Annotated in this window: 21 protein-coding genes and 1 pseudogene; 11 read left to right on the top strand and 11 right to left on the bottom strand. The window is 57.3% G+C overall.

All coding sequences use genetic code 11. From position 1 onward, the window contains the following. A pseudogene (locus tag ACIQ47_RS01135) lies at positions 1-127 on the bottom strand (ATP-binding protein); the annotation flags it as partial. Between the two features lie 74 nt (positions 128-201). On the opposite strand from ACIQ47_RS01135, the gene ACIQ47_RS01130 reads away from it, so the two are divergent. From ACIQ47_RS01130 to eno, 3 genes are read left to right on the top strand one after another with little or no spacing between them, the layout of a single operon-like run. Further along, on the top strand, positions 202-1,158 hold the full coding sequence (locus ACIQ47_RS01130; protein ID WP_396436428.1) for a ketopantoate reductase family protein: 957 nt from the start codon (positions 202-204) through the stop codon (positions 1,156-1,158). Then, positions 1,142-2,158 (top strand): phosphotransferase family protein, encoded by a 1,017-nt coding sequence (locus ACIQ47_RS01125; protein WP_396436427.1) that lies wholly within the window; start codon positions 1,142-1,144, stop codon positions 2,156-2,158. The genes ACIQ47_RS01130 and ACIQ47_RS01125 overlap by 17 nt, the downstream gene beginning before the upstream one ends. Further along, the gene (eno, locus tag ACIQ47_RS01120) at positions 2,155-3,441 is read left to right on the top strand and encodes a phosphopyruvate hydratase (RefSeq protein ID WP_396436426.1); all 1,287 of its coding nucleotides are present in this window, start codon (positions 2,155-2,157) and stop codon (positions 3,439-3,441) included. Before ACIQ47_RS01125 ends, eno begins: the two co-directional genes overlap by 4 nt. Before the next feature lie 162 nt (positions 3,442-3,603). Here eno and ACIQ47_RS01115 read toward each other — a convergent pair whose 3' ends face one another. Continuing rightward, positions 3,604-5,013, bottom strand: coding sequence for an MFS transporter (locus ACIQ47_RS01115; RefSeq protein ID WP_396436425.1), 1,410 nt, complete (start codon positions 5,011-5,013; stop codon positions 3,604-3,606). A 448-nt stretch (positions 5,014-5,461) separates the two neighbouring features. After that, complete coding sequence (locus ACIQ47_RS01110; protein ID WP_396436424.1) at positions 5,462-6,298, bottom strand: phytanoyl-CoA dioxygenase family protein; 837 nt, start codon at positions 6,296-6,298, stop codon at positions 5,462-5,464. A gap of 233 nt (positions 6,299-6,531) precedes the next feature. On the opposite strand from ACIQ47_RS01110, the gene ACIQ47_RS01105 reads away from it, so the two are divergent. Continuing rightward, a complete protein-coding gene (locus ACIQ47_RS01105; protein ID WP_396436423.1) occupies positions 6,532-6,897 on the top strand; it encodes a phosphate-starvation-inducible protein PsiE in 366 nt (121 codons plus the stop codon). Between the two features lie 99 nt (positions 6,898-6,996). Continuing rightward, a complete protein-coding gene (locus ACIQ47_RS01100) occupies positions 6,997-7,449 on the top strand; it encodes a CBS domain-containing protein (RefSeq protein WP_396436422.1) in 453 nt (150 codons plus the stop codon). A gap of 11 nt (positions 7,450-7,460) precedes the next feature. Here ACIQ47_RS01100 and ACIQ47_RS01095 read toward each other — a convergent pair whose 3' ends face one another. After that, positions 7,461-8,645, bottom strand: coding sequence for a HupE/UreJ family protein (locus ACIQ47_RS01095; protein WP_396436421.1), 1,185 nt, complete (start codon positions 8,643-8,645; stop codon positions 7,461-7,463). Beyond that, a complete protein-coding gene (locus tag ACIQ47_RS01090; protein WP_396436420.1) occupies positions 8,642-9,778 on the bottom strand; it encodes a tetratricopeptide repeat protein in 1,137 nt (378 codons plus the stop codon). The genes ACIQ47_RS01095 and ACIQ47_RS01090 overlap by 4 nt, the downstream gene beginning before the upstream one ends. Positions 9,779-10,011: 233 nt before the next feature. Here ACIQ47_RS01090 and ACIQ47_RS01085 point away from each other — a divergent pair, with 233 nt between their 5' ends. Then, the gene (locus tag ACIQ47_RS01085; RefSeq protein ID WP_396430978.1) at positions 10,012-10,152 is read left to right on the top strand and encodes a hypothetical protein; all 141 of its coding nucleotides are present in this window, start codon (positions 10,012-10,014) and stop codon (positions 10,150-10,152) included. Between the two features lie 258 nt (positions 10,153-10,410). Here the strand turns inward: ACIQ47_RS01085 and ACIQ47_RS01080 are convergent, their stop codons facing one another. The 3 genes from ACIQ47_RS01080 to ACIQ47_RS01070 all read right to left on the bottom strand — a co-directional run bounded on the left by ACIQ47_RS01080 (position 10,411) and on the right by ACIQ47_RS01070 (position 14,133). Continuing rightward, positions 10,411-11,355 carry an alpha/beta fold hydrolase gene (locus ACIQ47_RS01080; protein WP_396436419.1) on the bottom strand — a complete coding sequence of 315 codons (945 nt, stop codon included), beginning with the start codon at positions 11,353-11,355 and terminating at the stop codon, positions 10,411-10,413. Between the two features lie 502 nt (positions 11,356-11,857). Continuing rightward, a complete protein-coding gene (locus ACIQ47_RS01075; RefSeq protein ID WP_396436418.1) occupies positions 11,858-13,225 on the bottom strand; it encodes an APC family permease in 1,368 nt (455 codons plus the stop codon). A gap of 38 nt (positions 13,226-13,263) precedes the next feature. After that, positions 13,264-14,133, bottom strand: a complete 870-nt coding sequence (locus ACIQ47_RS01070; protein WP_396436417.1) for an SAM-dependent methyltransferase — start codon at positions 14,131-14,133, stop codon at positions 13,264-13,266. 429 nt (positions 14,134-14,562) lie between these two features. Between ACIQ47_RS01070 and ACIQ47_RS01065 the strand changes: the two genes are divergently transcribed. Next, positions 14,563-16,752, top strand: a complete 2,190-nt coding sequence (locus ACIQ47_RS01065; protein ID WP_396436416.1) for a spermidine synthase — start codon at positions 14,563-14,565, stop codon at positions 16,750-16,752. 334 nt (positions 16,753-17,086) lie between these two features. Here the strand turns inward: ACIQ47_RS01065 and ACIQ47_RS01060 are convergent, their stop codons facing one another. The 3 genes from ACIQ47_RS01060 to ACIQ47_RS01050 all read right to left on the bottom strand — a co-directional run bounded on the left by ACIQ47_RS01060 (position 17,087) and on the right by ACIQ47_RS01050 (position 20,043). Then, a complete protein-coding gene (locus ACIQ47_RS01060) occupies positions 17,087-17,896 on the bottom strand; it encodes an SDR family NAD(P)-dependent oxidoreductase (protein ID WP_396436414.1) in 810 nt (269 codons plus the stop codon). Between the two features lie 47 nt (positions 17,897-17,943). Next, positions 17,944-18,831, bottom strand: coding sequence for an HpcH/HpaI aldolase/citrate lyase family protein (locus ACIQ47_RS01055; RefSeq protein ID WP_396436413.1), 888 nt, complete (start codon positions 18,829-18,831; stop codon positions 17,944-17,946). A gap of 138 nt (positions 18,832-18,969) precedes the next feature. Then, on the bottom strand, positions 18,970-20,043 hold the full coding sequence (locus ACIQ47_RS01050) for a VWA domain-containing protein (protein ID WP_396436412.1): 1,074 nt from the start codon (positions 20,041-20,043) through the stop codon (positions 18,970-18,972). A gap of 55 nt (positions 20,044-20,098) precedes the next feature. On the opposite strand from ACIQ47_RS01050, the gene ACIQ47_RS01045 reads away from it, so the two are divergent. From ACIQ47_RS01045 to ACIQ47_RS01030, 4 genes are read left to right on the top strand one after another with little or no spacing between them, the layout of a single operon-like run. After that, a complete protein-coding gene (locus tag ACIQ47_RS01045) occupies positions 20,099-21,022 on the top strand; it encodes a S1C family serine protease (protein WP_396436411.1) in 924 nt (307 codons plus the stop codon). 37 nt (positions 21,023-21,059) lie between these two features. Then, positions 21,060-22,109 carry an AAA family ATPase gene (locus ACIQ47_RS01040; protein WP_396436410.1) on the top strand — a complete coding sequence of 350 codons (1,050 nt, stop codon included), beginning with the start codon at positions 21,060-21,062 and terminating at the stop codon, positions 22,107-22,109. Next, entirely contained in the window at positions 22,078-23,151 is a 1,074-nt protein-coding gene (locus ACIQ47_RS01035) for a DUF58 domain-containing protein (RefSeq protein ID WP_396436409.1), read from the top strand. Before ACIQ47_RS01040 ends, ACIQ47_RS01035 begins: the two co-directional genes overlap by 32 nt. Continuing rightward, a complete protein-coding gene (locus ACIQ47_RS01030) occupies positions 23,144-24,244 on the top strand; it encodes a VWA domain-containing protein (protein WP_396436408.1) in 1,101 nt (366 codons plus the stop codon). Before ACIQ47_RS01035 ends, ACIQ47_RS01030 begins: the two co-directional genes overlap by 8 nt. The last annotated feature ends 17 nt before the right edge of the window (positions 24,245-24,261 follow it).

Raw genomic sequence — 24,261 nt, 5'->3', positions numbered from 1 at the left:
TGTCCAAGATCGTGCTGGCCATGGTCACATCCCCCAGATACTTGCCCCAGTCCTGCACCACCCGGTTCGATGTCACCACCATGGCTCGCCTGAGTTTGTAGCGCTGGTGAACAATGGCCTGCAAGACACGGCGGACCACTGAACAGCATGCACTTCAAAGATAGAAATCAACTTTAATTTTTCAGCAAATCAAGGGATATCTTGAACAGGCCCACTTTTAACCACATTGCTGTTGTCGGTGCAGGCGCCGTAGGTAGCTTTTACGGTGCCATGCTCGCCAGGGCTGGGCACAAGGTGACGCTCATCGGACGTCCCGCGCATGTGCAGGCGACCAAGCGCGACGGTCTGAAATTGGATTTGGCGACATCATCGGCAACAGAGATCGTCTACTTGGATGCAAGCAGTGAGTTATCAAGTTTGCAGACGGCTGACTTGGTTTTGTTCTGTGTCAAATCAACCGACAGCGCTTCGGTCGCACGTCAAATGGCGCCCCACCTCGCACCGCACGCTTTGATCATGAGTTTGCAGAACGGTGTGGAAAATTCAGCCCTGATTGCACAACAGGTACCCCATGCGGTGATCCCCTGTGTCGTTTATGTGGCGACAGAAATTACTGCCCCAGGTTGTGTGAAGCACCATGGCCGCGGCGATCTTGTGATTGGAACGATGCAGACTTCACGACTGAAAGATCCGAAAAAAACGCTTCAAGAAATCGTTGAGCTATTGGGTTCAGCACAGGTTCCAGTTCAGATTTCGCAAAATGTGATGGCCGATTTGTGGTCCAAATTGATGATCAACTGTGCGTTTAATGCGATTTCAGGCTTGGCTCAAATTCAATACGAAAAACTTGTGGCCTTGGAGTCAATTCGCAGTACCCAGACAGCTTTGGTGAAGGAAGTCATCGCAGTGGCTCTGGCCGACGGCATCCATTTATCTGAGCCTGTCGCGCTGGAAGCAGTCGCGAAAATATCTGTCACGATGGGTGGGCAAAAATCATCCACTGCACAAGATATGGCGCGCTCTAAACCCAGTGAAATTGACCATCTGAATGGTTTCATTGTGAGACGTGGACAAGCGCTTGGCGTTGCAACCCCTGTGAACCAAGCCTTATTTGCATTGGTCAAGCTGGTTGAGTCAACTTATGTCGATCATGTCTAAATCAGAAGTCCCCATAGAGTTCGTTCGGGCTTTAAACGAACTGGGTCTTTCAAACGCTTCTTCCCTCTGGGGTACGCCTTTAACCGGTGGTGTGTCATCTGACATTTGGCGCATTGAGACAGAAAAGGGAATGGTTTGCGCCAAACGCGCTTTGTCCAAATTGCGTGTGAATGCCGATTGGTATGCGCCTGTAGAACGCAACCTTTTTGAAGCCAGATGGTTGCAAGTTGCTCATCAAGCTTGTGCAGCTTGCGCGCCAGAATTACTAGGCCAACACCCTGGACTGGGGGTTTTGGTGATGCAGTACCTTGAGCCAGATCACTATCGCCTTTGGAAGCAAGAATTGCATGCTGGCCATGCTGATTCGCAAACCGCCCATGCGATGGGGCAAGTACTTTCTAAGATTCACAGTTACGCTGCAAAAAACAGCCATTTAGCCAGTGAATTTCCAACTGACAAAATATTTTTTGAAATCAGACTGGCCCCCTACTTACTTGCCACAGCAGAGCACCATCCCCAACTTGCACACGCATTAGAAGCGTTGGTATTGCAAACCCAAAACAATGCAAAAACACTGGTGCATGGTGATGTCAGCCCTAAAAATATTTTGTTAGGGCCACAAGGTCCCTTGTTGTTGGATGCAGAGTGCGCCACCTGGAGTGACCCTGCATTTGACTTGGCGTTTTGCCTCAACCATTTATTGCTCAAGTGTCTGTGGACGCCTGCGTCAACGGCAGATTTTCTGCACTGCTTTGAAGTACTGACTACCAGCTACTTGTCATCCGTAGATTGGGAACCACCCAGTGATCTTGAAGCAAGAGCGGCACGACTGCTGCCTGGACTTTTGCTGGCCAGAGTGGATGGCAAGTCTCCTGTCGAATATGTGACGGAAGAACATCAGCGCGAACATGTTAGACGCGTAGCCAGCACATTACTCATCAAACCAGCAAGCTCTTTGCAAGAAGTTGCCCAAGCATGGGCCAAGGACCTGAAGACATGACACCGTTTGCCATCAAATCGATCTTCGCAAGACGCGTCTGGGACAGTCGTGGGCGACCTACCGTAGAAGCCGAGGTCACACTCAACGATGGCGCAATGGGCAGAGCCATTGCGCCCGCTGGCGCATCCAAAGGGACGCGTGAAGCACTGGAGTTAAGGGATGGGGGTGATCGGTTTGGTGGGCTTGATGTGATGCAGGCGGTCGGACATGTCAACGTTGAAATTTCCAATGCACTCGTGGGAACCAAGGCGGACAACCAATCTGTTCTTGACCAGGCACTCATTGATCTTGATGGAACTGTCAACAAGTCAAACTTGGGTGCCAATGCCACATTGGCCGTTTCAATGGCAGCCGCGCATGCCATGGCTGCTGCCTCTGGCATGCCTTTGTATCGCTACCTTGGTCACGGGAAAATTGGCCGCTTGCCCATGCCTCAAATTCAAATTTTTGGCGGTGGTGCGCATGCCGGCAGGCGTGTTGATGTTCAGGACTTCATGGTGGTCTGTCCTGGCGCAACCAGTTTCGCTCAGGCTTTGGAGTGGACGGCTGAGGTCTACCGTCATGCAGGCTTACTGATGGCGCAACGCGGCTCACTGTCTGGCGTTGCCGACGAAGGGGGTTGGTGGCCTGACTTTTCAAGCAACGAGCAAGCTCTGGAAGTGCTTGTCCTTTCCATCGAACGCGCAGGCTTTATTCCAGGCGATCAAGTCGCCATTGCTTTGGACATTGCAGCATCCGAATTTGGGCGGCAGGGCCAATACCGACTTGGACTTGAATCGCGGGCACTGGACTCCGATGGCATGGTTGAAATGCTGCTGGGATGGATTGAGAAGTACCCCATCGTCTCCATTGAAGACCCATTGGCTGAAGATGATCCTGTGGGGTTTGCTCGCTTTACCCAAGCCATTGGCCATCGGCTGCAAATTGTGGGCGATGATTTTTTGGTCTCCAATTCGAACCTCATTCGAGAAGCCGCCAATTTAGGCGCTGCCAACACGGTCCTCCTTAAACCCAACCAACAGGGCACGTTGAGCGAAACTTTGCAAGCTTGGAATGTGGCAAAAGAGATGGGCTATTCAGCCATCGTGTCTGCCCGCTCAGGTGAAACTGAAGACACCACCATTGTCGACTTGGCCATTGGGTGGAATGTCGGACAACTCAAAGTCGGATCATTCGCAAGAAGCGAACGCATGATCAAGTGGAATCATGCGTTGCGCATAGAAGAACAACTGGGTGCACAAGCCAGTTTTGCTGGCGGTGGCGTATTCAGAAGAACCCACTGACCCGCATCTTCCAAGCGACAGTCAACGGTTGGCGCCAGCCAAATCAGCATCGTAAGATGTCTTCATGTCTTTTGATTCATTTGTGGCTGCAGTCCATCCATTTAGGCGTCTGAACGGCTTGGGGACCCATGGCTTTCTGCCCCAGCGCTAACACTGCTGGTGCTATGTGCCGACAGAAGTGGGCGGCGTGGACTCGGTTAACTTCTTTTTCAGCCCAAACGCCATCAACAGCATCAGGAGCATGTTCAACCCCAGGCCAAGATAAGCACGGCCAAAGCCTGTCAGCTCGCCGCCATCCAAGTCAGCAATGGCGCTGATACAGGTCACAGCCAGCAGTGTCCCTACGGCATTGAAAATATTGATCAGTCCTTGGGCTGTGCCGCGCAGGGCAGGCGGCGCTTCATCAATCGCAATGGTGCGCAGCGCGCCGCTGACCACCACACCCAGGCCAATACCGATCAGCACAGACGCCACCAAAAAAGCGGTAAAACCGGTCTGTGGCATGGCGCTTTGCAGGTAGCCCAGTGTCAACAGCCCGAAACCAAAGATCACCATGTTGCGGGCTCCCAGGCGGTTGAGCAGCCGCCCAGCCGCCATCGAGCCCACCATGGAGCACAGCACCAGAGGCAGCAGTGACAGCCCCGCGTACTCCACACTGACCCCATAAGCCAGCGTGGCGATGGTGGTCAAAAAGACAATGCCACCCATGGAGAACCCCACGCCGAGCGTCAGCGCATAGGCCAAAGCCAGTTGCCGGTTTGCAAACAGGTCAAGCGGAATCAGCGGTTGTGCCTGCCGTTTCTCAATGACCACCAAAGCGGCCAGCAGCACGCCACTGGCAGCCAGAAACCAAGGCCACAGCAGCATCCCCGTGGACGAATCGGGCAGGCGAGAAATGCCCATCACCAAGCACAGCAGAAACAATAAAGTGACGGTGATACCTGCCAGGTCAATGGGGCCAGGTGCCGCGACACTGAGCTGGCGCGGCAAGCTGCGGGCGCCCAACCACAGCACGACCAGCGCGACAGGCAGGTTGACCAAGAACAGCCAACGCCAGCCCAACGTGGACGTGAGCACGGTCGCCAGGGGCGGACCGAGCACAAAGGCCATGCCGTGGGTGGCGCCAATCAGTCCCAAAATTCGGCCCCGTCGTTCGACGGTGAACACATCACCAATCACGGCACTGGCCACCGGCGCTATGCCCCCTGCGCCGATGCCCTGGATGGCACGGCCGACCAGCAGCATGTCAAAGTCGGGTGCGGCGGCAATGCACAAAGAGCCGATGGCGAAAAGTGCCACACTGACCAAATACACCGGACGGCGGCCATGGCGGTCACTGAAGTAAGCCATCAGCGCCGTGCTGCACAACGAACTCAAGGAAAAAACGGTTGTGAGCAGTCCGGCAGTGCGGTTGTCGACGCCAAAGGCTTCACGCAATGCAGGCAGAACCGGCCCCACGATGGCTGAATCGAGTGCCGCCATGAAGACGCCGATAAACAGCACCTGCACCAGGCGGCGTTGTGCTGCATCAGCAGCAGGCATAGGATTAGAAGATTGGGTCTGCTGGCTCATCAAAGTGACTGAATTGGGCGGGTATTACACACACCCACATTATTGACGGGAATGCGGGTCGTTCAGATAACCCACGCATCAAAGCCAGCACCACGGGTTCTTGCAATTTAAAGCGCTTCGTCGAGCCGTGACAAGAAGTCTTTCAGGATTATTTTTGCATGTCGGTCGCGTTCGATGGCGGCAAAACTCACTCAGACTTTGGGGGCATGCAGTCCCCGCACATGAACATGCGTTGATTGATCATCATCTTGAAAACGCCCAGTGCCCTGGGCTTGTGTACCCCGCATTTGTAGCAACTGATCGAGGACATGTTGGCAGAGTCTTTGAAGGGCGATCCACCTTCCTTGTTCTTGTAGCGCAAACCGTCATTGGCGATTTGGGATTCTTGATTGTTGCTCATCGGAGCATTTTGGACCTGAGTTGAAATAAAAGCTATGTTTAAAAAACTTTATCTGATTGTCCGATTTAACTCTGGCGGATTGGCTGACTTTTCCCGAAATTCATCGATGCCGTTGGCAAATTTCACGCCTGCGCGCTTGATCGCGCCATCGTCGACTTTGTCGAGCGGCGTGTAAAAAGGATGGTGATGCGCCAGGTAAGGGTTGTTGCGCGCAGCGTTGTAGCAGTGGAGCACAGTCCAGCGGCGATTTTCAGAACGATTTTGGTCTGAGCGGTGCAGCACGTTGCTGTGGAAGAACAGGCCATCACCGGGCTCCATCTCCGCATATTCAATGGGCATCAGCTTGAGCATCTCTGCAACCCGCCTTGGGTCGGCGCCTACTTGGTCTCCAGGCAGCACGCCATGCTCGATGCGGCCACACTGGTGCGATCCCTTGACAACCTGCAGGCAGCCGTTCTCGCGCGTGCTGCGATCGAGTGCGACCATCACGCTCGCCATGTAGGGAAATACACAGCCATTGTGATACCAATAGCCGTAATCCTGATGCCACTCCCATGCCCCGCCTTCGTAAGGTTCTTTGGCCGTCAGCTTGGAGTGGTAGTGATACACCTCGCCGCCAAGCAGATCCTCCATGGTGTCAACCACGCGATGTGACCGCGCTGCCAGCCCATAGACGCTGTCGCCTGGATGGTTCCAAGTCGCCATTCGCGTCGATTTCCCCGATGAATCGTTGCGGTCGTACAAGCGGCTGCGCATCGACGCATCGTTCTCTATCGCCGTTCGCAGTATCGCAATTTCTTCATCATCGAAAAGCTTTCGGACCATGATGTAGCCATCCTGATCGTACTGGGCACGCTGATTCGGTGTAAGGATGGAACCTGGCATGGTGTCTCCATGAGTTTTGTAAATTCAATCACTCGCGATCATCTCACCTTGTCCATTATTGCTTAAAAATTAAGCAGGGCGGTCGATTGGGAGGACTCAAACCGGGCCGTGGACTTCACTTTGACCTTGGGGGCAACCCTCGGTTTGCCAACGCAGATTTGACTTCGGGTGCCAAAAATCAACGACAAGCAGATTCGTCTGATAATGTTGAAACTTAACCACTGAGGCAGGAAATGTCGATGTCGATAAAACGGATCATTGATGTGACTGAAAAGTGTTTTCTGGTCATCATCGCCCTTTTTACGGTGGGCGCCATGGCGCAAGAAGTCATGCTGTTGATCGAGCAGCGCAGCGTTGCACTGAAGGACTTGCTGCTGATGTTCATTTATGCGGAAGTTTTGGGCATGCTTGGTGCGTTCTACAGCAGTCACCGAATCCCCATCACCATACCTTTGTTCATTGCCATGACGGCTTTGAGCCGTCTGATCATTCTTCAGGGCAAGGACGGCGACCCCTCCATACTGTTGTATGAAAGTGGCGCTATTTTGCTGATTGCGTTGGCTTGTTGGGTGATTAGCCATTTGAATGACCGTGATTAACCGCAAACTCTGTGGACGAGTGGGGCAACGCCTGCACAAATTCCAAGCGTATGCGAAAATTTATTTCATCAGCAACAGACATTCTCAACAGGCATTCCCATGACCAGCGTAAAAACATGCTTAGCGCAAAAGCCCCAACCCGTCGTCGTCGTCAGCGTCAGGCCCGATGAAAAAGTGGTCGTTGCCCTGCAACTCATGCGGGATAACCGCGTGCGGGCGATCCTGGTCATCCAAGATGACAAGTTGCTCGGCATCCTCACGCAGGGCGACTGCGCCATCAAGGTGCTGTTGCCGGGCCTAGATGCCAAGCAAGTGCTGGTTCAGGAAGTCATGACGGTCGATCCGGTCTCGGTCAAGCTTCAGGACCCCATCGAGGCCTGCACGGGTTTGATGGCTTCCCGCAACTTTCGCCATCTGCCCGTCGTGGAAGCCGGACGGGTTGTCGGCGTGATTTCGATTGGTGATGTTGTCAAGGACAGCATTCGCCAAATGGGTCAGCAAATCGGTTTTTTAGAGACCTACATCAAGGGACACAGCGTCGAGATTTCCTGATGAAAAGCGCATCACGCCAGCCAGCCCGTGCGCTGTAGTGTCCAAAATGTGCCCAAAACAACGATCGTCACTGAACCGCCGACCACCACCACCCAACGGTAAAACGCGGTGTGACGCAGCAGCCATGCGATGGGCAGAAAAACACCCACAATGGCCAATTGACCCAGCTCCACCCCCACGTTAAAGCCTCCCAATGCGGCCAGCAAAGCGCTGGCGGGCAAGCCCAGATCAAGCAACACGCTGGCAAAGCCGAAACCATGCACAAGACCAAAGACAAAAGCCAGCCGCCAGCGCTTGAGTGCACTGAAACCCAGCAGGTTGTTCAACGCGGCCAACACCACTGACAAGGCGATGGCTGGCTCCACCAGATCGGCGGGCGGGGTAAGCCAGCCGGTGATGGTCAGGCCCAGCGTGATGGAGTGCGCCAGCGTGAATGCGGTAACAACGGCAAGCACATCGCGCAACACGGGTCGGGTCTGCGTGGCCGCACGCCAGTGCATGACGCGTTGACGTGAGGACTGCAGCGGCGCCAGCACCAACAGGCTCAGAAGAAAGACGATGTGGTCGATACCGATCCAGATGTGCCAGATCCCCTCCAGGACATACCGTCCAAATACGCGCAAAGGGCGGCTGTCGCTGGCACTGACCTGGGCCTCTGGCCTCTCTGGGCTGAGCAGCGCACTGCTTTGGTAGTCTGGAAAATCCACCCGAAGCAGGCCCCGATGCAAATTGTCCTGCGCAAAAATCAAGTCATACCGAAGCTTCAAGGTGGTTCTGTGCGCCGAGCCCAAAGCAGCAGGGCACAACGGGGTCCATAAAGCACTCAAATACAGGCCGTCGGCATGTTGGCTGGCTTTCAAATCGGCCTCGCCCAAGGGGCAGCTTTGACCCGCAGCGTTCAGCGCAATGCCCTGCGACAGCCAGGCGTTCAGCTCCGCAAGGCGAGACTGGGTCTCGGCCCAAGTGACTTGGCCATCGCGGTTGCCGTCCAGGTCAAAGATCAAGTCAAGGTCACGCAAGTGGATGTCCGCGCGCAAGGTCAGTTGCTCAGAAGGCATGCTGAGCGTGAGGTAGCTGTTACTGCTGGAGTGGGCCCACAAGTTGCCTGTGAACAGCAGGCTCCAAAACACCACGCAAGCCATGACGGCATGGCGCAGCGATGGAAGACCGCCGGGGTATGGCCAGTGCGGGTTCATGAACGTGGCCCCGACCAACCAGGGTGTGCTTTGAGTTGCCGGATGAGCTGCTTCAATTGCGGGTCGGTGTAGCCCGTTTTTTCTGCCCATATCACCACGGGCTCTGCGGCCCGGGGTTGTGCAAGCGCCAGCGCAGCTTGCGCAAACAGGAGTGCATCGGGGGGTTCTTTTTGCAGCTGCCAGTTTTCAATGGAGAGGGCCAGACCTGCGGCCATGTCTTGACCATAGGCAATTTGGTAGATCAATTTGGGCCGCTCGATCAGCGACTCCTGCCGCAGCGCTTGTGCTTTCAAACGCGCAGCCATCTGGCTGGCCAATCGGGTTTCATCAGCGTCATTCAGGCCGCGACAGGCCAGCAGGGCCTGCATGAGCAGGGCATCGGTGAGGCTGCCCAAGTCGCGCCGGTTCATGGCCATGGCTTTGGCCTGAACGAAGCGGCCTTGTTGATTGAGCAACTCGGCCAGAGACAGTCTGAGCAGATGGGACTGCGCGCTGACCTTGAGCCGTTCGTTCCAAACGGCGATGGCCAGCGCAGGCTGTCCAGCAACGCGGTGAGCTTCGCCCAGGTGAAAACCCAGCCAGTCTTGGGAGGATGCATCTTGGTAATTGGGCGAGCGGGCAGCCCGGCTCAGCATTTGCACAGCCACCAAGGGCTGTCCGGTGCGGTAGAGCAAAACAGCGCGGTAAACATCGGCTTCTTCTGCACCGAACAAGCGCTGCATCTCTTGCGTGTCTTGCTGTGCGGAGGCCATGTCGGCCAGCAGCAAATGAAGGGCAAAGCGCCAAGACCAAAACTCGGCGCGACGTGGTGCCAAGGCAATCGCCTTGTTGATGTCTTGCAAGCCCGCATCGAATGCGTGAAAGCCCTGCTTGACCAACCCTCGCAAGAAAAGGCCGTCGGCAGGCAAGTCTTCGGCCACCCACCAAGGCTGCAAAGCCGCTTTGGCCGAACCGAACCAACGCAAATCGCCCTCGGACAGACCCAAGGTGAACACGGCGCGGGCATAAGCCAGTGAGGCATTCAGGTCTTCGGGGTGAGCGCGCCAGGCCTGATCCAGTTGACGCAAGCCAGCCTGACGCCCCCCTTGACCATGCACCGAAGTGGCCAAGACCACGGCAGATGCAGCAGGCAAAAAACGCTCTTGCGCCCCAGCTGAACTGGCCAGGGACCCCAGGATAAAAATCCAAGCCAGGCCCATCGGCAAGCAGGTCTTGGCAAGTGCTTTTGCGTGCGTCTGGCGAGTGCCCATAATCAACGTGTGCCTTTGATACTTGCTAAGATAATTTGGTGCCGGGTTATTCTGACACGTGTTTTTGGTGTTTTAATTCAACCTCTTACCTAGAAGGTGTTTCTATGAAAATCGTGATGACCGCTCTCGTTTCCGCTTTCATGCTGATGTCGGCGCCTTCCTTCGCTGGCAGCCATGGTGGCGGCAAAATGGACGACAAAAAAGTCGACTGTTCCAAAAAAGAAAATGAAAAGAACGCTGCCTGCGTCAAGAAGTAATCTTTTGCACAAATAAAAAACCCCTTCAGAGGGGTTTTTTTACGCCTTGTAGTTTGTCCAACTTGCGGGTGGCAGTTCAGTTTCGTGGAGGCCAATGGGTTTGAGTTCAGCGTGGTCGGTCCCCGGGAGTTGAGTAGGGTGGTTAGTTGGGTGAATGGCTGCAACATATTTTTGGCGATGTCGAAGTGCTGGTGGCTGCCCTGCCCGTGATGACTTTGAATTGAGACTGGTTGGTCAGCGTCAGCGCCGGCACGACGCTCAATGTTGAATGTTTTGGGAAGGGTGATCTACGTCCCAGAACGGGTCGAGCTTCTTGGTGAAGGCGGTCAAGTCCTCAAAAAAGGGCAGTGCGCCCCCTTCAACGGCATGAAACTGCCAGTTTTTTCGGCCTTCAACCGTATGCCGGCCACGGTAATCGGTGAAGTCTCCGCGAGTGGCCATGGACACCCAGACTGGACCGTCCAGACGCTCATAAAGTTGGTTGATGTCGGTGCTGAACAAAAAGGCCGATACAAAATAAAAGGCCGCGTTGGCAGCGCCTGGCTGTCGCGAGGTCAGCGAACAATAACGCCACAATGTCTCGTCGATATTTTCAGCACCCCAAGTGCGCTTTAAAAAATAACGAATGACTCCAGGTCGGGTCAAGGCATCAAAAATGCCCTGGCGCCAGAAGTCCATCGTCAGCAAACGGTACAGCCAAGGCAAACCCAGCGTTCCACCCGCTGGCCCATAGCGCAGTTTTCTTCCGCTAAAACCGGTCGGGCTGACCAGTGCAAGCCGCCGGATCGTTTGCGGCGCTTCGCATTTTGCACGGGCAGCGAACTCGCTGGAGAGCGACACCGCCAACACATCTGCGGCTGCAGCGCCTTGCTCGGACTTCATGACGGCCAGCGCAGCATGCAAAGCGTCGGTCATCAAGCGCGGCGTGTACGGGCGGTCACGGCGGTCAGAAAAACCAAAACCCGGAAGTTCAAGAGCGTAGACCGGACGCTGTTGCCGGTAATGTTCAAAAAGAGGTGCAATCTCGGCGGCTGAAGCTGCAGCGTTGATGCTGTGGACCAGCAGCAGCGGTGGCAGTCCACGGGTTTGGTCGTGAGGCCCGGCGCTGTAAAGGCTGATGCGGCCCGCTGGCGAGTCGATGTCACGCCTCAGAGCGGACAAGGACAGCGGCAAAACCGGCGATGGTGGAGATACGGGGGTCATGCTCCCATGCTATAGGCAATTTGTTGAAAATGTGATGAATCTGATCGGGTATTTATTTGTATCGGCGGTAAAAATCCAAAGCGTGCGCCAGTCCAGCGAGGGCAAGGCAAACAAACACTTCGATGGGCAATTCAGGGGGCGATGCCAATCGAAGAGCCAGCATCAAAAGCCACCCGGGCAGCAGCCCTGCGCTGATGTCGGCAAACCTTAAGCCGTTTTTTGTTTGGGTGCTTTTGACGCTCAAAAAGAGCCATTCACAAAAGGTGAAAAGCAAAATCGCATCGACCCAGATGACAGGAAGGCTGTTGGCGGTCAAGGCGATTCTCCGGTATTGGTGGTCTTGAAAGTTTTTCTATTATCGGTCGGGGAGGGCTCTATGAAGCTGTCTTGGCGGTCCATCCGCTGGTCGCTGCGTTGTAGCCAGCGCTGATTGGAAGAGGGGGCAATCCAACGTCGGCCTCAACACCTCCTGGTCAAAATCAGGTGATGGGGTTTCGTGGCTTCAAATTTGGAGGGGCAGTTGGTCGAGGGTTTTTTCTCGCGCACGCAAAATCAGCAAGGCCAAAATGCCGCTGGCAATGAGCCACAAGGAGACGTGAATGGCTTTTTGAGAGATGGCATAGGTGACGCTGGAGTAGGTCAGCCATGCGCAGGCGGCACAAAAAATCAGGGGCAGAAAGGGGTAAAGCGGCACTTTGAAGGGGCGCGGGGTGCTCGGATCTGTCTTCCTTAACCACAGCAAGGCCAGCCCGACCAGGAACAGGAAACCCCAGAACACGGGGGCAGTGAATTCGACCATGGCGGAAAAACCGTCGGCTTCTTGGGTGCCCAAGGCGATCAAGCCCATGCTGATCAGGGCTTGCAGGGTCAAAGCTTGTTTGGGGCTGCCAATGTCCAGTTGCCATTGACCCAATTTGCGCAGGGCTTTCCAGTCGCTGCCGACAGCAAAGTTGGTGCGAGCGCCGACAAACATGGTGGCGTTGATGCTGGTCAATGCGGCAATGGCCACAAACAAGCCCAGTGCTTTTTGCGCCCAAGGACCAAAGGCCAGGCCCAGCAGGTCGCCTGCAGCGGTTTTGCTTTGGCTCAAGCCACTCAAGCCCAGGCCCAACAGCAAGGCCGTGTTGACCAGCAGGTAAATGGCCGTCAAGATGAGCATGCTGGCCAAGATGACCCGGACCATGGCGCGTGGTCCGCCTTTTAATTCGGCCGAAATGTAGGCGGCTTCGTTCCAGCCGCCGAAGGTCAGCAAGACAAAGACCAGACACAGCCCCCATTGCGCTGGCGCAGGTGCTTGTGCAAACCATTGAAGGGTGCCCGAGGCGGGGGCATCAACCCAAAATCCTGCCGCGACAACGGCCAGCAAACCGACAATTTCTGTCAAGGTCAACCAGGTTTGCATGCGCGAAGACGCGTAGATACCGGCAAGGTTGACCACCGTCAAGACAACCACGATCAGCAGTGCCCAGATGGCACTGGAGTAGGCGCCCAAGCTCACCAGCGTGCTCATGTAATCGCCAAAAACAAAGGCCAGCAAGGCAATGGAGCCCGTGTTGATGATCGTGGCGCGCGACCAGCCATAAATGAAAGAAATGTTGCGCCCAAAAGCCCTGTGCAGGAAGTGGTAGTCACCCCCGGCATTGGGATAAGCCGTGCAAAGCTCTGCATAGCAAAGCGCGCCGGCGATGGAGATCAGGGCGCCCACCATCCACAAAACCAGCGCCCAGCCAGCATCTCCGCTGATGCCGGCAACGAGCGAGGGGGTTTTGAAAATGCCGGCCCCAATCACAATGCCCACGATCAGCGCCACGGCTGAAAAGGGCTGCAGTAGACGGAGTATCTTGGCGGGGGCGGCGCTATCGGGTTTCATCTGGATTGTCCAACTCGTTGGTGTGTTTCAAATGCATTTCAAGGTCGGGTGATTTCGACGGGTGTATGCATGTATTCAGAGATAACCGTGCCCGTGATGCGGCGGCCTTCTGCTCGGCCAGAGAAGGCGTGTACCTTGCGGTCCTGAGTGATGAATTGGAATTTGACTTCATCGCCACGCAATTTGGCGCCCAGCAGGGCTCGCGTTTGGCCACCGCGGGTAATCATTCCGCCAATGTTTTGAAAGGATTGACTCATGCTCATGCGCATGGGTCCGCCGTCTAGCCCGGTCATGACCCAATCGCCCTCAATTTGTGCTGGGACAACCCAAAAGTAGCCTTGAGCGTATTGGTACGACATGGTCTCGTCGGGTTCCCAGTCACCCATGTTGAAGGCATGCGAAACTACCCGAGTGCCTGGCTTCATGTTGAGCAAGATGGGACGAAGCTTCAAGTTCAGATGAGGCATCAGGTAGAGCGTGACCACGGTGGCAGAACTGAAGTCTTCTTGGAAAATGTCCCCTGTGATGATCCGCACCTTGTCGGTCATGCCCGCTTCGGCCACTTTGCGCCGGGCAAATTGGGCCATGTCGGGGTTGTATTCAATGCCCACGGCTTGCGCTCCATATTTGCGCGCGGCGGTGATGGCGATGATGCCGTCCCCCGCACCCAAATCAAACAATCTGTCTTGATCGGTCACCTTGGCGGCTGTGAGCATTTTGTCGATCAAACCAGCCGGGGTGGGGATCCAGATCACATCTTTACCGGCTTGACCGCGCACAGGTTCATAGGCCGTTGTGGCAGCTTGGGGGGTGGCCGAGTTGGGGGCAGGTGTGGCGTTGGTGGATGAGCAGGCCACATTCAACCAGCTGGCCAGCAGAATCGGCAACAAAACGCGGGGTAACTTCATGATTGACTCCTTGTGTGGTGCGTGGGGCTGGGCTCTGTAGATCGGAGAAGTTGCAGACCCTTGATCAAAACGTGAGATTAAACATTTTTAGCATCGATTTTTGATGAATCGTGATTTTTTACTGTCTTATCAGTGATTACCCTTAATCGGGTCGCCATGGTCGAGTTATGGGTACGGTCGGGCTTGGCGAGTTTTGAGTCAACGCTAATTCAACAGCATAAAAAGTTAGACGCAGCCCTCGGCACATTCGCTGTTGTTGACCTGTGAAACAGATTCAACCCACTGCAAAGTAGGGTCATGATTCAAATAGACGCTTGTAAAATCTGCGCGATTCAGGAGTGGACAAGAGAAGCTGCTGTTTGTATGAACCGCAAGGCGTTGTCTGACTCACCTAATCAAAGCACTGGTTTTCTGGCCAGTCCAAGTTACATGATCCATCCCCTGCCCAGTCCATCTCCCAATCCGTGGAGTTTCTTGCCTTTTGCGCTGACGATCTTCACCAGCGCTTTTTTGTTGTTTCAGGTTCAGCCCCTGCTCAGCAAACAAATCCTGCCGTGGTTTGGTGGCAGTCCTGCGGTTTGGACCACGGCGATGTTGTTTTTCCAAACCCTCTTGTGCATGGGCTACCTGTATGCCCATGCTTTGGCAGCCTTGCCCTCCCGGCAAACCCAGGCACGTATCCATGTGGTCTTGTTGGTGCTGGCGGCCTTGTTGGCTTCCAGAGTGCTGCCTGGGGCGGAGCTTCGGCCTGAATCTCCTGACTCGCCGGTTTTTCAGGTGTTGCTGATTTTGGGGGCCAGTGTGGGCTTGCCGTATTTTTGTTTGGCGACCACCGGGCCTTTGGTTCAGCACTGGTTCACCAGCACGGCCCACGCCTCATCGGTTTTCCGTTTGTACGCTTTGTCCAATGTGGGGTCGTTCCTGGCACTTTTGTCTTTTCCGTATGTGCTGGAGCCTTGGCTGGAGCAACAGGAAATGGGGCGACTTTGGACGGCTGGCTTTTGGGTGTTTGCCTTGCTGTGTTTGCCGGTGGCTTTGGGAGCGTGGCAAAACAAGACGCCCGCCGGCGCAGCCCATTCCGATGCTGCCGAGGCCGTGCCAAGGCAAGCGACCAGCGCACTGAGGCCTTCGTGGGTCCAGCGCCTGTCCTGGGTGGCTTTGCCGGCCTTGGCCTCGTTGGTTTTCATTGCGACCACCGATCAGATCAGCCACGACGTGGCGCCCGAGCCCAGGCTTTGGGTATCGACACTGGGTTTGTATTTGGTCACTTTCATCCTGACTTTTGACCACCCCCGTTGGTACCGCCCCAAGTTGTTTGCATTCCTCACGCTGGTTTTGTTGTTGGTCGCTTCAGGCTTGAGCGACATACCGCGTTGGCTCGGTATCGATTGGGACTATGGCGTCAATGAAGTGCGGTGGTCGCATTACGCTTTGCTGTTTGTGGTGTGCATGCTCTGCCATGGCGAGCTGTACCGCCGCAGGCCTGTGGATACGCGACGTTTGACTGAGTTTTACCTGTGCATGTCGATTGGGGGGGCGTTCGGGGGCTTGTTTGTGACCTTGGTAGCCACCCAATTTTTTGACGATTACCTCGAGTGGTTGATGGCCTTGGTTCTGGTGGCCTTGTTGGCTTGCCATGTCTTGTTTCGCGTTGATGGGCAATCCCGTGGTCGTGTACGTCATGCCGTGGGTGCCTTGACGGCAGTGGTCATGGTGGCTTTGTTGTATGCCATGCAAAACCCGTGGTCCTGGCGCGAGGTCCGCAAGGAGGACCGTACCGAAGTTGTGCTCGACCAAGTCCGGAATTTTTATGGCACCGTGTCTGTGAAAGAGCGGCGGTATGTCTCGGAGCCCGAGCGTGATGACCGGGTGTTTTTCAGTGGCAATGTGACCCATGGTCAGCAGTTTCTATCTGACGCGCTCAGGCATGTGCCGACCACTTACTATGCGCGCGACAGCGGTATCGGTGAGACCTTGAAGTGGGCCATGGACCAAAAACCGGCGCTGTCGGTGGCCTTGATTGGTTTGGGTGCGGGCACCTTGGCCAACTATGCACGCCAAGCCGATGCCTATGACTTTTATGAAATCAACCCTGCGGCGGTGCAGTTTGCGAAAAAGTGGTTTGACAACTTGTCGAGCTGCAAAGCGGGTGAGCAAAACATTTTATTGGGGGATGCCCGTTTGCGCATGGAGCAGTTGCCCAAAGACAAGTTGTATGACGTGATTGTGCTGGACGCTTTCACGGGCGGGTCGGTGCCCATCCATTTGTTGACCCATGAGGCGTTTCAGATTTATCGCAACCACCTCAAGCCCGATGGTCACATCGCGATCAACATCACCAATGCCTATTTGAACCTTTACCCCATAGTGAAAGCCCAGGCCGAGGTTTTGGGCATGGCCTATCGGCACAAATACCAGGCTGTGGATGAGGTGCGCAATGTGAGAAGGAATTTGCACTTCATCATGACGAAGGACCAGGCCTACCTGAAGGCATACCCATCGGTGAACCGTGAATTGCGGGACGAGCAGGGCCGTTTGCTCGGAAATGAGCCGTATGACCAACCGGGGTTGAGATTGTGGACGGACCAGTTCAGCAGCATTGCGCCAATTGGGCGGTGACTGAATCGCCCCGGTTTTTGAGAAGGTTCCAGACTTTTTCAGATGGGGCCATGTTGAATCAATCCATCCTTTTTTCACCCTATTTGCGAGAACGCCAGTTTTCCATGGTGCACGCTCACCCCAGCGAATAGCGGCTCCTTCGGTTTCCGTGGAGTTCATAGCATCCGGATCGACGGCTTAACGCAGAACCTCAGCGACCGGGCTCGCACGCAAAACTGGAAGTCGCCTCGCTACCTCCTGTCTTGAAACGTACGACCCATGGATAAGGGCACAGAGGAAGAATGCGCGTAGGGTGCCATGTGGGTGGCACGTCAGGGTTGGCTCCTGCGGGGAATTACTTCTGCTTGGGGGGCAACACGCGCTGCCGACTTTTGCGCAAAGTGGGCAGGCCGACACCCGAGGCATCAAACCCACCGTCGACCGCAATGGTTTGGCCGTTGATGTAACTGGCCTCAGTGCTGCACAGAAAGGCCACTGCGTTGGCTATTTCTTCTGTGCTGCCGTAGCGGTTCATGGGGATGGTGTCGTGATAGTCTTTGATGATGGCCTTGCTGTGAACCAACTTGGCCATTTCTGTGGCCACAGGCCCAGGCGCGACACAGTTCACACGGATGCCTGCATCTCCCAATTCTGCTGCTTGCTGCTTGGTCAGGTGGATGATGGCCGCTTTGCTGGTGCCGTAGGCCACCCGCAGGGTGCTGGCTCGCAGGCCCGAGATCGAGGCGATGTTGACGACACTGCCACCCCCGTTTTTGAGCATGACTTTGGCGCACGCCTGCGTGCACCAAAAGGCACCATCCAAATTGGTGTCCATGATGTAACGCCAATCTTGCCAAGTCACTTCCAGTATCGGTTTGAAAATGGCGACCCCCGCGTTGTTGACGAGTGAATCGATGCGGCCGAACTTTTTCTCGATCCGTGTGACAGAGCGTGACACCTGAGCGGGCTTGGACACATCACAGTGAATCGCCAAAAAATCCGAGGTGTTGAAATGGGCTTGTGTTTTGGCCAGCGTTTCCTTGTCCATATCCAGAGCTGCTACTCGGTAACCCCGCTTGAGGAAGGTGTTGCAAATCTCCAAACCAATGCCGCGAGCACCTCCGGTAACGACCGCAACGGGATTGGAATTTAGAGGTGTTTTCATGGTTGATGGAAGTTTTTTGGCTATGAGGGGTTAAGAACAAGTCGATCTCAATGGTGGGTTTCGTGTCCAGAAGCGAGCCGCTTTGCCCGCTCCAGTGTTCGCAACGCATTGCGGTAGGTGGGGACTTCCACCCAGAGCCCCTCTACGAGTGTCCGATCCTCACCCCGTGCGCGTGCAGCCTCAAAAGCAGTGACCATGGCGCTGGCGCGGTGGACATCCTCGTCGCTGGGTGTCAACGCGGCATTGATGGACTTGGCGTGGTCTGGGCGCACCAAGGACTTGCTGCGGTAGCCAAGACGGCGGCTGTAGTGCGCCTCTTTGACGGCGCCTTCTGCATCGGTAAAGGTATAGGGGGCATCGATGGGCTCGACTCTGGCCGCACGGCACTCGAGTATGAAGCGCCGCCTGGCGTAGTCCAGTTCATTGGCATCGGGTTGACGCTCGGCGCACAAGTCGGACGCGAGGTCTTCCGCGCCCAGCAATGCGCAGCGGATTCTGGTGCTCCCGGCGACGATGGTGCGAACGTCCACCACGCCCAGTGCCGTTTCGCAAACCGGCAGTATCTCTGTGGTGCCCAGCGCGATGCCAAGGGTTCTCTCCATGCCGGTGATGGCCTCGTCCAATGCCCTCATCTGTTCTGAGCTTGTGGCCATGGGGTAGGCGACGACGTGGGGTCGGCCTGGCATGGCGGCATTCAGATCGACAAGCCCATCCGTGGCCAAGTCGTTGATGCGAACCACCGTCACCTTGCCCGCCGTGCGCCAGCGGGCCAGCAGGGCAGAGATGTTCTCGCGCGCTTGAGGGCGGCGCTGCGGCGGGGTGAAGTCTTCAAGATCAGCGATCAACGCGTCTGCGGGACTGGCCAACATGGCCTCGTGTGTTGCAGGGTCTGCCCCTGGACCAAACAGCCAAGTGCGTCGAAGTTCAGGATCCATGAGGTGCATAGTGACTGGGGTGAAGTTGGGATTGTCTGCAGGCAAGTTGCGCTGTTTTTCAGGCAAGTGGTGAGTTGATTTCCCGGCTCGCGTTTTCAGTGATGGGGCTCAGGGTGAATCGGGTTTCAGCATGGCATGTCAGCGTCGAAACCAGCGCATCGACAAGCCCATGGCCAAGAGCGCCAAAGCGCCTGCCAGTGCCGCCAGCAAAGCGGTGATTTCGGTGTCGCGCCGCTCCAGCGTGAACTTGGATGACAGGTGTTGGTAAATCGTGGCCAGGTCGCTGGCGTTGGTGGCCCTGAAAAACTCAGCGCCCGTGGTCTCGGCCACTTTTTGCAAGGCTGCTTCATCGACCTTGGCGTAAAAAGAAAAACCTTCAAAGCCCGGAATGAAACCATTCGGCGTGCCAAAGGCCACGGTGTAGACGCGCACTCCCTTGGAAGCTGCCCACTTGGCCACTTCGACCGGATCGGGTCCGGTGGTGCGACGCCCATCGGACAGCAAGATCACCGCACCGGCCGTGTAAGAGCCCACAGGCACGGGCTTGGCTGGCTCTGCGGTCCCCGGGGCAGCACGCTGGTCCAGCGAACGCCCCGCGAAACCACCCCCTTGAGCGGCCAGGCTGCCCGACTTGAACTCGGCCCCGTACAACACCGACTCCAGGTCAATGGCCGATTCGGGTAACAAAGTGTTCAGCGCCACCAACAAGCCGCTGCCGGTGGCCGTGCCGCGCTGCAATTGAAAGCTGTCGATGGCCGCCAGCAATTCGTCTTTCTGGTCCGTCACGCCTTGCACCAGTTGGGCATTGCCCGCAAAAGACACCACGGCCACGCGCACATGGCGAGGCAGTTCTTGCAAAAAGGATTTGGCCGCCTGCTGGGCCGCAACGATGCGGCTGGGCGGCACATCTTCGGCCAGCATGCTGCGCGAGACGTCCATGGCCAGCACCAGGGTCAGGTAGTCGGCGGGCAACGAGACCCGGGCACTGGGCCGGGCGGTGCCGAGCAACACCAAAGTCAGGGCGAACAACAGCAAAGCGGGGGGAATGTGCCTGCGAATCCGGTGCCCTGGTCCGAGAGCGGGCCGGATAAGGTCCAAGCTGGAGTAACGCACCACCGCAGTGCGTTTGCGGCGCAAAGCCCGGATGTACCCCACCACCAACAGGGGGATCAACAACAATAGCCAAAGCAGCTCAGGCCAGATAAAGTGCATGTTGTGTGGCGTGCAATGAAGTCTGGCCACTGTATCACCGAAGGCCCCAACGACGATGAAGCGCGCCGCACTCTACAGCCGAAAGCCCACTGCACAAGTGGCTGACAGAATGCTTCCTGCACCGGCAAAAGCGGACGATACCCATCCAGCGCACACGGCTTCCCATAGCCCCAGCCACATCACCCGGCGCTTGCAAAGCCTGCCGCTTTGGGCCGCTTTGCTGCTGTGCGCCTTGCTCAGCGTCACGCTCACTTGGGCCGTGACCCGGCAGGTTGGCGCACCCCAGCGGCTGACCCAAGACGACATCAACGCGGCGGTGCTGCACACCCTGAACACCCAGGAACTGCCTTCGCGTGCCGCGCGTGCCGCGCAGCTGATCGCGCCCTCGGTGGTGCGTGTGCACACCCAGGACGAAGACAAGAAAAACCCCCAAGGCGACATGCAAAACACCGGCGTGGGCTCCGGCGTGGTGATCTCGGAAGAAGGCGTCATCCTGACCAATTTGCATGTGGTGCAAGGTGCCAAACGCATCATGGTGACGTTTGCCGATGGCACGGAATCGGAAGCGCTGGTGATTGGCGTGCAACCCGAAAACGATCTGGCCGTGATCAAGGCCAAGCGCCTGCCCGATGACCTGCAGCCCGCCACGCTGGGCAGCAGCCAAAACCTGCAACCGGGTGACGAGGTGGTGGCCGTGGGCTTTCCGTTTGGCATCGGACCCTCGGTCTCGGCCGGTGTGGTCTCGGGCCTGAACCGGTCCTTCGGCTCGGAGGGCAAAACCATGATGCGTGGCCTGATCCAGGCCGATGCCGCCGCCAACCCCGGCAACTCGGGCGGGCCGCTCATCAACATGGCGGGCGAAGTGGTGGGCATTGTGACCGCCATCCTCAACCCCACCTCGGCCCGCACCTTCATTGGCATCGTGTTTGCCGCCACCATTGAAAGCGCGGGCGGTGGCATGGGCATGTCGCCGTTTTGATTTTTGATGACCCCAGCAATCTTGAAAGGCTTTGTGCATGAACCCCTCTGATTTGGCATGGAACCAGGGCCAGTCGCCCCAAAGCGCCGCCGTCAACGCCGCGCTGATGGAACGCGTGCTGTACGAAGTCAAACGCGTGGTGGTGGGGCAAGACGCTTTCCTCGAACGCATCTTGGTGGCCATCCTGGCGCAAGGACACTTGCTGATTGAAGGCGTGCCGGGGCTGGCCAAAACCCTCACGGTCAACACGCTGGCAAAAACCGTGAGTGGCAGCTTCAAGCGCATCCAGTTCACCCCCGACTTGCTGCCTGCCGACCTGGTGGGCACCCGCATCTTCAACCCCAAAAGCAGCGAGTTCAGCACCTTGCTGGGCCCGGTGTTTGCCAATTTGCTGCTGGCCGACGAAATCAACCGGGCGCCCGCCAAAGTGCAAAGCGCCTTGCTCGAAGTCATGCAAGAGCGGCAAGTCACGATCGCAGGCGAAACACATCCGGTGCCCCGGCCTTTTTTGGTGATGGCCACGCAAAACCCGATCGAGACCGAGGGCACCTACCCCTTGCCCGAGGCGCAAGTGGACCGCTTCATGATGAAGGTGCTGGTGGGCTACCCTACCGAGGAAGAAGAGTTCGTGATCGTGCAGCGCGTGACCGGCATGCCCGCTACCGCAGCGGCTGTGGCCGACACCGCGCAGCTGCTGGCCTTGCAGGCGCAGTGCCGCCAGAGCTATGTCGACCCGGCCCTGGTGCAGTACGCCGTGAAACTGGTGGCCGCCACGCGCAATCCGGTGCGCTGTGGCCTGCCCGAACTGGCACCCTATTTGACCTTTGGTGCCAGCCCCCGCGCCACCATCGCCCTGATCGAAGGCGCACGGGCGCTGGCCTTCTTGCGCGGGCGGCCCTACGCCCTGCCGCAAGACCTGATCGATCTGGTGCCCGATGTGCTGCGCCATCGCCTGGTGCTGTCTTACGAGGCCTTGTCCGAAGGCATGACGGCCGATGCGCTGATCCTGAAAATCCTGCAGGCCGTGCCCGCACCGAGTAAACCCCTGGACCGCCATGTTCAGCTGGCTGCGCAAGAAGCGAACTGAGGTCACGGCTGCCGCAGGCGGTGGCCAACCTCAGGCCCCGGTGCTGGGTGCGCCCGGCGCAGACACGCCATGGCCCAACGCAGCGCAATGGTTGCAAAGGCTGGATTGGACCGTGCTCAAACGGCTGGATGGCCAACTGCAAGGCGACTACCGCAGCCTGTTTCGCGGCAGCGGCTTGGTGTTGGCCGATTTGCGCGAATACCAAGCGCACGACGACGTGCGCCACATCGACTGGAACGTGACCGCCCGCATGCAGACCCCGTATGTGCGCGAACACCAGGAAGACCGCGAAATCGCCGCCTGGTTTGTGGTGGACCTGTCCGCCTCGGTGGCTTTTGGCTCGGGTCCCACCAGCAAACGCCAGTTGGCCTGCAGCGTTGTGACGGTGTTGTCCAAGATGCTGTCACAACACGGCAACCGCGTGGGCCTGATGCTGTTCACCGGACAAGACCGCGCCCACAGCGTGGTGCCCGCCCGTTCGGGCAGGCGGCATTTGCTGCACATCGTGCACCAGATGCTGCAGGCGGGCCAAGCCCCAGCGCATGCCAGCGCCGTGCAGATCAGCGCGCTGGGGCCGTGGCTGGTGCAGGTCCAATCGGTGCTCAAGCGGCGCTCGGCGGTGTTTGTGGTGTCCGATTACATCAGCCCCACTGGTTGGGAAAAACCTCTGGCCCAACTGGCCCGGCGTCATGAAGTGGTGGCGGTGCGCCTGCGCGACCCGCTGGAAATGGCCTGGCCTGACAACACCGGCATGCTGCTGGTGCAAGACGCCGAGTCGGGCGAGCAACTGTTGGTCGACGGCAACGATGCAGCGTTCCGCCAGCGTTTTGCTCAGCAGGCCCAGGACCGTGAAGCCGCTTTGCTGAGCAGATTGAGCCAAGCCGGTGTGGACTGCCTGGAGCTGAACACCGACGAAGCCATGGACCAGGCCCTGCTGCGTTTTGCACAGCTGCGCAAACGTGCCAGTCAGTTGAGCACCGGTGGTCCTGCAGCCCCTTTGGGCCATCAGCGGCCCGTTCAAGCTGGAGGTGTTCATGCCTGAATGGCACTCGATCCAGTTTGTCTGGCCACGCCTGCTGTGGTTGCTGGCCAGCTTGCCGCTGTGGCTGGGCTTGTACGTCGCATGGCAACGCCGTGGCGTGCAGCGGGCATGGCCTTCGGCGAGCATGAACACCGGTGTGAGCACCATGCGATTCACGCGACATGCCCCGGCGCTGCTGGTGCTGCTGGGCCTGGCCGGGATGCTGGTGGCGATCGCCAGGCCACAGGCCATCTTGCTCTTGCCCAGCCGCATCGACACCGTGATGCTGGCCATCGACAGCTCGGGCAGCATGCGCGCCACCGATGTGCAGCCCAGCCGCATCGAAGCGGCGCAGGCCGCCGCCAAAAGCTTTGTACTGGGACAACCTGGCCAGGTCAAATTGGGCGTGGTCAGCGTGGCTGGGGCGGCTGCGCTGGTGCAAGCACCCACCGATCAGCGCGATCTGGTCATCCAGGCCATCGAGCAGCTGAGCCTGCAGCCGGGCTCGGCATTGGGCAGTGGCATTGTGATCGCGCTGCATGCCATGCTGCCTGGCTCGGGCCTGGACGTGCGCGGACTGATCGAGGGCGAGACCAGCCCCCAGCCCGCAACCGGTGCGCCCCTCGGCGGTGCCACACCCCCACCAGCAGAAACCGTAAGTCCATCGGGTGCAGCCCCCCGTAACCCGGTCAGCCTGCCCAAGGTGCCACCCGGCTCCAACACGGCAGCGGCCATCGTGCTGCTCAGCGATGGCCAAAGCAATGTGGGGCCTGATGCCGTCAAGATGGCCCAGGTGGCCGCTGACCTGGGGGTGCGTGTTTACACCGTGGGGGTGGGCACGGCGCAAGGCACAGTGCTCAAAGCCCAGGGCATGCAAATGCGGGTCAAGCTGGACGAGACCAGTTTGAAAAAAATCGCTGAGATCACCAAGGCTGAATACTTCAGCGCCGACAACCGCCAGGACCTGCTGCAGATTTACCAATCGCTCAGCAGCAAGATCGTGCTCAAAAAGCACCGCCGCACCGAGGTCTCTGCCTTGTGCGCTTTGCTGGGCATGCTGCTGCTGACCTGGGGCTGCGGCTGGGCGTGGTGGCGACACGGCCGGATCGTTTGAGTCTGCAGATTTTCAGT

The sequence above is a fragment of the Limnohabitans sp. genome (assembly GCF_044373035.1).
Taxonomy (GTDB): Bacteria; Pseudomonadota; Gammaproteobacteria; order Burkholderiales; family Burkholderiaceae_C; genus Limnohabitans_A.
The sequence above is the reverse complement of the archived record's forward strand: the minus strand, read 5'-3'. Positions and strand labels throughout refer to the sequence as shown.